This window comes from Pseudoalteromonas sp. SG41-2 (assembly GCF_014164535.1).
Classification (GTDB): Bacteria; Pseudomonadota; Gammaproteobacteria; order Enterobacterales; family Alteromonadaceae; genus Pseudoalteromonas; species Pseudoalteromonas rhizosphaerae.
In genome coordinates, this window is record NZ_JACJFK010000008.1 from 116,358 (window position 1) to 128,557 (window position 12,200).

At 42.6% G+C, this 12,200-nt stretch carries 9 protein-coding genes; 3 read left to right on the forward strand and 6 right to left on the reverse strand.

Translation table 11 applies throughout. The features are described from left to right. Window positions 1-21 precede the first annotated feature (21 nt). Window positions 22-792 carry a transcriptional repressor AgaR gene (gene agaR / locus H5186_RS08415; RefSeq protein ID WP_145240083.1) on the reverse strand — a complete coding sequence of 257 codons (771 nt, stop codon included), beginning with the start codon at window positions 790-792 and terminating at the stop codon, window positions 22-24. Between the two features lie 263 nt (window positions 793-1,055). Between agaR and H5186_RS08420 the strand changes: the two genes are divergently transcribed. From H5186_RS08420 to H5186_RS08430, 3 genes are all read left to right on the forward strand, one after another. Then, window positions 1,056-2,429, forward strand: coding sequence for a Gfo/Idh/MocA family protein (locus tag H5186_RS08420; RefSeq protein WP_149982229.1), 1,374 nt, complete (start codon window positions 1,056-1,058; stop codon window positions 2,427-2,429). 96 nt (window positions 2,430-2,525) lie between these two features. Next, entirely contained in the window at window positions 2,526-5,348 is a 2,823-nt protein-coding gene (locus tag H5186_RS08425) for a TonB-dependent receptor (RefSeq protein WP_182794335.1), read from the forward strand. A gap of 105 nt (window positions 5,349-5,453) precedes the next feature. Then, window positions 5,454-6,746 carry a DUF3472 domain-containing protein gene (locus H5186_RS08430; protein WP_182794336.1) on the forward strand — a complete coding sequence of 431 codons (1,293 nt, stop codon included), beginning with the start codon at window positions 5,454-5,456 and terminating at the stop codon, window positions 6,744-6,746. Here the strand turns inward: H5186_RS08430 and H5186_RS08435 are convergent. The 5 genes from H5186_RS08435 to H5186_RS08455 form a co-directional block, all read right to left on the reverse strand. Further along, the gene (locus tag H5186_RS08435; RefSeq protein ID WP_149982231.1) at window positions 6,743-7,465 is read right to left on the reverse strand and encodes a response regulator; all 723 of its coding nucleotides are present in this window, start codon (window positions 7,463-7,465) and stop codon (window positions 6,743-6,745) included. The genes H5186_RS08430 and H5186_RS08435 overlap by 4 nt on opposite strands. Before the next feature lie 92 nt (window positions 7,466-7,557). After that, window positions 7,558-9,180: a sensor histidine kinase gene (locus tag H5186_RS08440; protein ID WP_182717509.1), complete on the reverse strand. Its 1,623-nt coding sequence runs from the start codon at window positions 9,178-9,180 to the stop codon at window positions 7,558-7,560. 12 nt (window positions 9,181-9,192) lie between these two features. After that, a complete protein-coding gene (locus H5186_RS08445; protein ID WP_145240095.1) occupies window positions 9,193-10,734 on the reverse strand; it encodes a tripartite tricarboxylate transporter permease in 1,542 nt (513 codons plus the stop codon). A 3-nt stretch (window positions 10,735-10,737) separates the two neighbouring features. Continuing rightward, window positions 10,738-11,205: a tripartite tricarboxylate transporter TctB family protein gene (locus H5186_RS08450; RefSeq protein WP_145240097.1), complete on the reverse strand. Its 468-nt coding sequence runs from the start codon at window positions 11,203-11,205 to the stop codon at window positions 10,738-10,740. 11 nt (window positions 11,206-11,216) lie between these two features. After that, the gene (locus H5186_RS08455) at window positions 11,217-12,200 is read right to left on the reverse strand and encodes a tripartite tricarboxylate transporter substrate binding protein (protein WP_145240099.1); all 984 of its coding nucleotides are present in this window, start codon (window positions 12,198-12,200) and stop codon (window positions 11,217-11,219) included.

Sequence of the window (12,200 nt, forward strand, 5' to 3'; positions counted from 1 at the left end):
ATCTTTGTTTAGTTATGAAAGTTAAAGATCGAGAATATGTAACCGCACACCTGCATCTTCGAGCGCGGTTTTTATCTCTGCTGGAATTCCACTGTCTGTAACCAGTACGTTTATTTCACTGGCGGCAATAATTTTATGCACGCCTTTACGATTAAATTTACTAGAATCTGTTACTACTATGATCTCTCGCGATACTTCACACATCACCCGATTTAGCAGAGCTTCAAGCTCAAAGTGCGTTGTAATACCAATATCTTTTTCAAAGCCATCAACACCCAAAATTAACTTATCAAAGTGATATTGTTGTAAGTGCTGTTCAGCTTGGCGGCCATAAAATGACAGTGATTTTTTACGTAGCGTGCCACCAGTCATTAACACTTCAACCGATGGCGCATTAAGTAGTGAGTGCGCCACATTTAAGCCATTGGTCATCACAACTACGCCGTGGTGGCTGGTTAGATTTTTAGCGACTTCTTCAGTTGTTGTCCCTGAGTCTAAAATAATCGATTCACCATCCTTAATTAGACTCGCCGCAAATTTACCTAAGCGCTCTTTAATACCGCGATTTGCATCGTGTTTTTCTTTTAATGATAATTCTTGAGTTAAGCGATTACTGGCAACTGCACCACCACGGGACCGTACCAACAATCCTTTTTCATCCAACTCATTTAAGTCGTTACGGATAGTTACCGTTGAAACACCAAACAACTGAGCCAACTCAGGAACCTGCACCCGCTCTTGTTTGTAGACCAATTGCACAATCTCATGACGCCTTTCGATAGTGTTAAGCATGTCCGCTCTCTTTCATTGTTAACTTTCATTCATTGTACGCAGCTTTCGTTTACTTTCAATTCAATTTTTTTACATTTATCTTTAAACATTAAAAAACGCAATTAAGCCACTGTAAATAAAGACTTTAAAATAAAAAATAAAAACAACACCCTTAAAAATGAAAGCAAACGAAAGATTTTTATCTTGCATTGGCATTTTGTTGTGTGTACAAATAAAAGCCTGCGAAAACAAATTTACAAATAATAAACAATAAGGGCAATGTTATGGGCGATCTCAACCGTAGACGATTTTTACAATCAATGGCCGCAATTGCAGCAACCAGCGCGGCTTTGGGTTGTGCTTCTACCACCAATTCCAAATCAATATTAAGAACCGCACAACAAGGACGTTCAACCCTTGGCTTAACTGTGCCAAAAATGGACGTAGTAAGGGTTGGTTTTATTGGCGTGGGTGAACGTGGTGTTGGTGCTGTTAAGCATTTTTGTCATCTCGATGGCGTTGAAATTAAAGCAATTTGTGATACCCATCAGGCCGTTGTAGACAGGGCCGTGAAGATTGTTGTTGATAAAGGTTTTAAAAAACCAGACACCTATGGCAAAAACGATCACGATTACCGCCGTATGCTAGAGAGACAAGATATTGATATTGTTATTATTTCAACACCATGGCAGTGGCATACGCCGATGGCTGTCGATACCATGGAAAGCGGCAAGCATGCTTTTGTTGAAGTACCAGCAGCAGTGACTGTAGAAGAGGCATGGCAACTAGTAAACACCTCTGAGCGAACTCAGAAAAACTGCATGATGTTGGAAAATGTTTGCTACGGACGCGACGAATTAATGGTTCTTAATATGGTTCGCCAAGGCGTTTTTGGTGAATTGTTGCATGGTGAAGCAGCATATATCCATGAGCTACGCTGGCAAATGAAAGAAATTGACCATAAAACAGGTTCTTGGCGTACACCATGGCATGCAGCGGTTAATGGTAATTTATACCCAACTCATGGCTTAGGCCCTGTTTCACAATACATGAATATCAATCGTGGCGATCGTTTTGACTATATAAGCTCGATGAGCTCGCCATCATTAGGCCGTGCAGCCTACGCTAAAAAAGAATTCCCCGCAGATCATAGCCGCAACAAACTTAACTATATTGCGGGTGATATGAATACCAGCATTATTAAAACGGTTAAAGGTCGCAGCATTATGGTGCAACACGATACCACCACCCCTCGCCCTTATTCTCGTCATAACTTAATTCAAGGCACTAACGGTGTGTTTGCTGGCTTTCCAAATAGGATCGCACTTGAGCAAGGTGGCAGTAAAAGCTATCACGAGTGGGATTACGACATGGCTGATTGGTATAACAAATACGATCATCCGCTCTGGCAAAAAATGGGCGCTGAGGCTGAACGCAACGGCGGCCATGGTGGCATGGACTTCTTGATGTTTTGGCGGATTATTTTTTGCCTACGCAATGGCGAACCACTTGATCAAGATGTGTATGACGCAGCCGCATGGTCAGCTGTTTTCCCGCTATCTGTTGATTCTGTAGCCGATAGAAGTAACAGCAAAGACTTCCCAGATTTCACCCGTGGTCTTTGGCAGCAAGCAAAACCACTTGGCATTATTTCGTAATTAACCTCACGCGTGTTGGAGAAAAATACACTCAACACGCGTGGCAATAACTCAATAAAAAAACAACCATCAACAAGTAAAATACAGGTAACTATTATGAAAGCACAACTAAAACTGTCCACACTGTTTTTGTCTATGAGCGCCATCTTCAGTGGCACCTCGCTGGCAGCTGATGAAGACAAAAAAAAAGAAAAAGAAGTCGAAGTAATTGAAGTTAGAGGTGTTCGCTCGAGTATTAAAGAATCCCTGTATTTAAAACAACAAGCTGTGGGGGTTATGGATGCTATCGTTGCTGAAGATATCGGTAAGTTTCCCGACCAAAACATTGCCGAGGCATTGCAACGGATGACGGGGATTGCAATTACGCGTAACGGCGGCGAGGGCCAAAATGTTACCGTGCGAGGTTTAGGTGGTGACTACAACGTTACCACCGTTAATGGCCGACGCATGGCATCAGAGCATTCTAGCCGTAACTTTAATTTTGATTTAATCGCCCCCGAAATAGTCCAATCCCTCGAAGTATACAAATCCCCACAAAGTAAAACACAAGAAGGCGGCATTGGCTCAGTTATCAATATCAAAACCCGCAAACCTTTGGATTTAGATGGTTTCACTTTATCAGGCAGTGCCAAAGGCATTTATGAAGAACGTACTGGCGACACCAATCCACAAGCTTCGTTTTTAATTAGTGATACCTTTTTTGATAATACCTTTGGAGCGCTGTTTACAGCGGTATATTCTGAACGTACACAGCGTGAAGACTCTTATGAAGGTGAAGGTTTTTATGATCCAGACGAGAATGTTGATGTACGTATCCCAATCGATAGTAACGGCAACGGCAAGCTTGAAGATAATGAGCAATCATACCCATCGATTATTCCAGGCTATGTACGTTATTCAAATTGGCAGGATACGCGTGAGCGACTGGGTGCAAGCTTAGCGCTGCAATGGCGCCCGTCAGATAGTATAGATGTTAACTTTGACAGCATGTACTCACAATACGAAACCAATGGTGAGCAATATCAAATTTCATTTGTAACCTATGATGAATCTTGGACACCGGGGATCCCCGCTATCGGTGAAGTAAAGTTCAATGAAGATGGTAATGCTAATTATGTAGAACTAGTTGATGGCGCAATGGCTGAGCTGTTAAATGTGTCTGTGCCACGTAATACAGATACTTGGCAATGGGGTTTTAATACGGTTTGGTATGCGACAGAGAGCTTAACGGTTGATTTAGATATTTCACAGTCACAAGCTAAAAATGTCAGCAATGGTAACAATCGTTTTATTGTTGCACGTGGTTTTGTTGATGGTATCACTATCGACCAAACCGGTAGTAATATGCTGCCAGATGTGACCATGACCCCAGCACTGAGTGCAGAACAACCTTTTGGTGCGCATTACAGCTACAATTCAGGCACCGATGTGAAAGACCAAATAGAAGAGGTGCGCTTAGCAGCAACCTATATTCCCTCTTTTGAACTAGTGAAAGATATTCAATTTGGCGTTCATTACGGCAAACAAACCAAAGAACGCAGTGTTTATAAATCAAAAAATGCATCAATGTTCAGTAATGGTGGCGCTTATTTTAAAAACTCAGAATACGACAGTTTTGACGACTCAAGTGTTGAAGAGCTAGGCGGCTTAAACCTATTTCGTTTACCAGCAGATGTACTCGTGCCAGCTAACTTTGATAACTTCTTAGATGGTGAGCCTGGTAAACATCCGGATCCATGGGCAAGCTTTAATTACGACAAACTGTATGCTTTTTATGAATCAATTAATCCACAAGCGGCGCAAGATAAAATTGTCGCAAAGAACAGCCCAAAGGATTCATTCGCCCTTACTGAGCAGACCTTAGCGGCTTTTGTTGAAGCAAATCTACAAGGCGATATTGCTAAACTGCCTTTTGCACTAAACATGGGCGTCCGTGTAATACAAACCGATGTCACATCAGATGGTTACATCTTTGATGTTGATAATGTTCGTTACAATATAACCGAAAAAGATGGCGCATTAAGCTATCGCGTTGAGGGTGAAATTGAAGATTATTACACCCGCTCCACCACTGAAGAAAGCTACACCGACGTACTACCGAGCTTAAACTTTAAATTGCATCTACGTGATGACTTACTCTATCGTTTTAGTGCGGCTAAAGTAATCACACGGCCAAACTTAGATTATCTATCGCCTTATAGCTACTTAGATTTTAATAATGCCGAATACCATGCCTCAAACCCGGGTATTAAGCCACTAAGAGCCAATCAAATAGATACGACGATTGAATGGTATTTCTCTGACTATGGTGCACTAACCTTTGCAGCCTACTATAAAGACATCGAATCAGTGATTGCCCGCGGCCGAGTAGGCACTGCGCAAGTGGGTAATTATTTTAAAGATGGAGTGGCTGTAGAAGGCCCAGTTTTTACAAAAATCTCACCTACATCGGAAAAAGGCGCAACAATTTTAGGCTTTGAAACAGCTTATCAGCAGTCTTTTGACGAAATACTTCCAGCACCATTCGATGGCCTGGGTGTACAAATAAACTATACTTTCACAGACAGCAGCTATGACGACGAAGAGCTAAATGATCTGCCATTTGTGGGGATGTCTGAGCACTCGTATAACGCGGTTATTTATTATGAAAAAGGTGATTATCAAACTCGTATTGCTTATAACTGGCGCGACGACTACTTAGTCTATCCTGATGCATGGGGCGGACCAGAGTGGGCGGCAGACTACGGCCAATACGATTTCAGTGCCAGTTACAATATCACTGAGAAAGTGCGAGTTGATTTAAGCGTAACCAACTTAACCAATGAAAGACAGTGGTCATACGTAAAAACAGAAGAACAAATTCGTCGCTTAGCGCGCTATGGTCGCTCGATTAGCCTTGGCTTTTCAGCATCATTTTAAGCTTATACCCAAACCACCTCAAGATGCAAAATTCACATCTTGAGGAGGCTTGGGTATACCCTCTTATATTAGCGCCGTTTGTCGGCGCTTTTTATGGAGCTCACTATGAGAGTTTTACTATTTATTGGTTCATTATTATGGACTTCATTTTCGCCATTTGCAGTGGCAAACCAAACCACGGATTACTTTATTCCCAGTTATGGCAATAGTGCTACTAGCCATAGTATCGCAGCAAATAAAAAACTGATTAGTGATGTGGGGATCACGCACTGGCAAGACTCTGCAATACCAGTTAATCACTACTTTTACCTGCCAACAAAAGCGGCTTTTAATTTAAAGTTGCGCGTAAAAGTTGCAGGCGATCGCAGCCAGCTTAAAGTCGACTTTAATCAACAGAGTCAGTTAATTATGCTCACTAATCAGCAATTTCAAGATATCGATCTTGGCGAGTTTCTGCCAGATCAAATCGGATACCAACAGTTGCAACTTACCGGTATCGCTAAAACAGCTGACACCTTTGCTGATATTCAAGGTCTTATTGTCACGCTAGATAAAGAGTCGGCGGCGCCTTTATATGTAAAAGATGATATTTATTGGGGTCGTCGCGGGCCTTCCGTGCATTTAAACTATCCCATACCTGACACGACTAAAAACTATCAATGGTTCTATTCAGAGCTGAGCGTACCACAAGGGTATGATCATCAAGGCTCGTATTTTATGGCCAATGGTTTTGCTGAGGGTTACTTTGGTATGCAAGTAAACTCTGACACTGAACGCCGAGTATTATTTTCAGTATGGAGTCCTTTTCAGACCGATGATCCAGCTGCTATTCCTGTGGAAATGCGTATTCAGCAATTAGCTAAAGGACATGATGTGTATACCGGTAAGTTTGGTAATGAAGGTTCTGGCGGGCAAAGCTATTTAGTATTCCCTTGGCAAGCAGAACAAACCTACCGCTTTTTATTGAAAGTAAATCCGACTGAAAACCTTGCTAATCATACCGACTACAGCGCATATTTTTATGACCCTATCGCCGCAAAGTGGCTGTTCATTGCTTCATTTAGACGCCCTAGTACAGATACATATGTGGCAAGGCCACACAGCTTCTTAGAAAACTTCATCCCTGATGCAGGGCAATTCGAGCGCAAAGCGTTATACAGTAATCAGTGGCTCAGAGATACTCAAGGCCAATGGCACTCGCTTGATAAAGCACAATTTACTTATGATGCAACGGCTGCCAAGCAATCGAGAATGGATTATCAAGGAGGCACTGAAAACGCAGGTTTTTACTTACGCAACACTGGCTTTTTTACAGGCCCAACTAAATTACACAGTGAATTTGAACGCCCACTTGGTCAAGCGCCTGAGGTAGACTTAAGCGCTTTGCCAGATAACTAAGCCATTTTATAACAGCGCTCTGGCCGACCTATGCTGCCATAGCTTTGGTCGGCACTGACTTGCTCTGCCTCTAGTAAATATTCTAAGTAACGGCGTGCAGTTGAGCGACTTACTCCTACAAGATCGCCCATTTGCTGTGCTGTAAAAGGCGTTTTTTTGTGCTCTTTAAATGCATCAATAATCTTTTTTAAAGTAAGCTGATCAACCCCTTTCGGCAGTCTAACCGGTGCTTTACTTTGTTCGCTTGAGCCAAATAAAGTGTCGACCATAGATTGGGTCACCTCGTTAGCATCAGACAAACACTGCTGGCGTGACTCAAATCGCGCTAACGCCTGATCAAGTCGATTAAGCATCAAAGGTTTAACCAAAAAATCACAGGCCCCTAACTGCATTGCCTTTTCAAGAGTTTCGACTTCTTTGGCGGCAGTCAGTAGCATCACTTCGCTTTTAATTGAGCGCCGACGCAAGTCGGTTAATAACTCAAGGCCATTGCCATCTGGTAGATGGATATCAAGTAAGATCAAATCGGGCTCTATCGCCTGTAATAGCGCGGTAGCAGTACTTAAGTTTGCTGCAATACCAACTACCTGATACTGACCTTGACGCAAGCTTTGTCGCGCAGTTTGGTTCCCCGCAACCCCATTCGGTAAAAGCAGGTATTGAGCAAGAAGTTGTGCAACTTCGAGCTCATCTTCGATGATAACTACTGAATATGTCATTTTTATTACTCATTTTAGCGTTGCAATGTTAGCCCATTTACTTTTATTGTTGTTTGCTTGGCCACTGCTTATTAGCCTAAATTACCTTATGGTTATTTAGGAATATAGACGCTTAATCGCGCGCCTTTTAAATCTGACTCACCAATTTCTAAACTACCACCACACGAATCTAAATTAGTTTTCACTAAATATAAACCAATGCCATGCTCTGCCCCTGCTTTTGAACTGTATTGTGGGGTAAATATCACTTCATGGTCGTTACCCAAGCCAAAACCACTGTCTTCGACATCAAACAATAATGTCTTACTCGTTTCATCAACCGTGACTCGTACATGAGGTTCTCGATCTTTACTGGCTCTGATCGCCGCATCAATGGCGTTATCAATTAAGTTGCCCAAGATTGATACTACTCGCTCTAACATTTCAGTACGTGCGATGGCACCAAGTAAACTTTCTGGGTTTAATTCCAATACTACGTTTAACTCGCGGGCTTTATGGTATTTACCCACCAGCAAACCGGCTAACACAGGATCTTGAATACGTTCTAATAAATGGTGGATCTGTGCTTGTGAACCTTGGCTTTCTTGGCCGATCAATTCGATTGCTTGCTCATTTTTACCCATTTGAATAAGCGCCCCAATTAGATTTAGCTTATTCGAATAATCATGGGTTTGCACCCTTAACAACTCGGCAAATGCTTGTACTTTAGTAAGTTGCTGGCTCAAGTATTCAAGCTCATCAGCTGGGCGCAGAGTGAGTAAAATACCATCCGCCTGCCCTTGCACTTGCAATGAAAAACGCGACAACACCAAACGTTTATCCGCAGCAAACAACTCAAAGCCAACCATTTTACGACGCTGATTTCGTAATAAAAACTCAGCATGCTCTGGCAGTAAATCTTTCAGAGTTAATGACTGATTAATACAGGCGACTGGTTTATCTAAAATTTCGCAAGCACGCTGAGTCAGTTTGCGTACTCGTCCGTCGGGATCAAGTGCAACAACACCGCTACGCATGGTATTTAAAATAGCGTCCTGCTCTGAAAACAACCTCGCTATTTCATCTGGTTGCAAACCAAAGATGGCATTTCTTACTCGCTGACCAATAAAGATAGCGGCAATAATACTCAAAGCAACTAACAACAAACCCCAAATCATAATTTCAACAATCCGCTCACGGATCAACGGCTCAACCGATTGCACTAAAAAACCGACCGAGACCAAACCAATAATATTTTGTTGCTCATCGTATACCGGCACTTTACCGCGAATAGATTCACCTAAGCTGCCCTGCGCCACTGAAATATAACGCTCGCCGTGTAACGCGTCTTGGCTATCACCGCCAACCATTTTTTTACCGAGTTTATTGCTATCTGGATGGACGATTCGATGCGCATTTTTATCACCAATAACAATAAAATCTGCGCCAGTTAGCTGGCGCAGATTTTCTATTTCTTGGTTGATTGCCACCAAGTTACTAGGGTTCTTTAAAGCTTTAACGACATCATCGCTTGATGCAATACTCGTCGCCACAGCGAGTGCTTTGTCACCAATGTGATCATGCAAACTTTGTGCGGTAATTCGATACACCAAACCGCCAAATAACACCGCTTGTAATACACACAGCCCTGTAACCCAAATTATTAACCGCGTTTCTAAACGCTTAGGCTTTTTAACTATGTTTTGCAGCGGATTTTGCGTCTTGGTGTAGCTCATTTTTTACCTCAATTATGCATGCTCTTGCTTCACTTTAAGCGCCGCTTTATCTGCCCGGCGTTGGGTTATAAAGTCTTTTAATGGAAATAACAACACTAATATTGAGATAATAAAAATGCTCAATGTTAGTGGGCGTTCCCATAAGAAGCTTAATGAACCATCCGAGATCATCATTGAACGACGGAAGTTACGCTCAATCATGTCGCCTAAAATAAAGCCTAATAGTAATGGTGCCATTGGGAAAGCCAGTAATCGTAATACCAACGCCACCACAGCAAAGCCAACCATCATAAATAAATCAAAGGTATTAAAGGAAACTAAATACACGCCAATTAAGCTGAAGAACAAAATCATTATCGTTAATACTGATTTTGGCATCGCTAATACTTTTGCAAAATATGGTATCAAAGGAAGATTTAAAATCAGCAATACGATGTTACCAAAGTACATGCTAACGATAACCGCCCAAAATACACTTGGGTTTTCTTGCATCAGCATTGGACCTGGCTGAATACCGTAAGCAATTAAGGCACCTAACATAATGGCAGTCGTACCCGAGCCTGGAATACCTAATGTAAGTAATGGTACAAATGAACCGGTACACGCAGCATTGTTCGCTGACTCCGGTGCTGCCAAGCCTCGTAATGAACCTTTACCAAACTTTTCTTTTAAGCCTTTAGGCGCTAAGTTACGTTCCGTCGCATACGCCATAAAGCTAGCGATAGTGGCACCTGCACCCGGCAATACGCCAACAATAAAACCAAGTATAGACGAGCGGCCAATAACTGGCGCAATGTCTTTGATCTCTTCTTTGGTCAATTTAGTTGAACCGATTTGCGGTGTGTCTGAATCATTAATACTTTTAGTTTCTTTTTTCTCTGGACGCACTACATTAATAAGCGCCTCAGCCAGTGCAAAAGTAGCCATTGCCACTAATAAAAAGCTAATGCCATCAAGTAAGTCAGCTTGGCCTAACGTAAAACGCTCAGTACCAGATGATGGATCAATCCCCACAGTCGCGAGCATTAAGCCAAATACTGTCATCATCATGGCTTTTAAAAATTGCCCTTTATTAGAAAACGCCGCGATCGCTGTTAAACCTAAAAACATCAGTACAACGTAATCTGGAGATTGAAAACTCAGCGATACTTTTGCCAACAAGGGGGCTGCAACCATCAATAAAATTGCGCCTATGGTTCCGCCGATAAAGGAGGAGTAAGCGGCTATCGCCAATGCTTTGCCAGCATGACCTTGTTTAGCCAGCGGATAGCCATCAAAGGAGGACGCAACTGTACCCGCCACCCCTGGGGCATTAATTAAAATAGATGATGTTGAACCGCCAAAAATTGCACCGTAATACACCCCCGCCATCAGAATCATCCCTGAATCGGCACCTATGCTATAAGTAATTGGGATCATTAACGCAATAGCAGTAATTGGCCCAAGCCCCGGAAGCATGCCGATAAAGGTACCAACAAAACAACCCACTATGACATACAATAAATTGTTCCAGTCTAGTACGGTCGACAAGCCCAGCATAATTCCATCAAACATAACTTAACTCCACAGGTTGCCAGGAACCAAATAAATACCGAGCACTTGGGTCATTAAAAACCAAAACACTACAGCAACAGGGATAGAGGCCAATAAGAGAATAGCCTTGCGGCGCTCACCCATAACAAAAAAGCCAACTAATAAAAACGCACTGGTTGAGATTAAAAAGCCAATAGGCTCAAGCGCTGCGCTATATATCACCATCAATATAAGCAACCCGATTGTTCGCAATACATGTGACTTTTCGAGCGCATTATCTTCATCAACGGCTGCAGTTGGTTTAAGTAAAGTAGCCCCGATAGAAAGCAGACAAACGATAATACCAAATGCCGCATATACTTTAGGTAAGGTGGCAGAAGTAACCGTTTCATACTCTTCAAATGGGAGTAACGGAATTTGCCATGCAACAATGGCGTAGAGGGTAAATAGCGCCAAGAATAAACTTGGCCCTAGTAGTTCGCGATTCAACATAAAAGCCTCGATTAACGTGACGTACGAATAAAGCCGAGTTCTTCCATAACAACTTTAAGCTGTGCTTCTTGCTGTTCAAGTGACTTTATAAATTGATCTTTTTCTTGGAATAGGTTTAACCAACCGTTACGTGCACGGACTACTTCCCACTCTGGAGTGGTTTGTAATTTACGTAACTTCTCGGTGTATTCTGCAAGTTTATCAGCCGGTAAATTAGGTGCCGCGAAGAAACCACGCCAATTAACAAACTCCATATCATAACCAAGTGATTTTAAGGTTGGAATTTGTGGATAATCTGGTAGTGCCTCACCAGAGGTCACAGCTAGAATGCGCGCTTGACCGCCATTAGCGACTTCTAACGCTTCGCTAAGTCCGGTAGAAAGTAAGTTAACCTCGCCAGATAACAACCCTGCTTTGGCTTTACCACCCGCGTCATAAGGGATATAACGCAAACGACGTCCGTCAAGGCCTGCCGCTTTAACTGCTTGCGCTGCAACTAAGTGATCCATGCTGCCACGTGCAGAGCCACCAGCTACTTTTACAGAGCCTGAATCTTCTTTCATTGCTGCGATCACATCCTGCCAGGTTTTAAATGGCGAATCGTTACGTACTACAAATGCACCGTAGTCGGCAATCATACTGGCAACGGGAGTTAAATCACGGTAGCTGTAAGGAATTTTACCGGTTAGTGCCCGCAACACGATAGGTGTTGAGTTAACCATTAAGATATCGCCTTTTTTAGTACCAGACTCAATCAGATAAGCGATTGCACGGCCACCGCCGCCGCCCGACATATTTTGAAAAGACGCATTATCTTCAATACCCGCTTTCACTAAACCTTCACCCACACCGCGTGCTGTGGTATCCCAGCCGCCACCAGGACCGCCCGGTACTAAAAAGTGAATGTCAGCCATAGCAAACGGACTGCTTAGTACTAACGATGCCGCAAGTACCGTAGTTTTAAATGATTTAAATGATTTTTTAAGTAAGTTCAT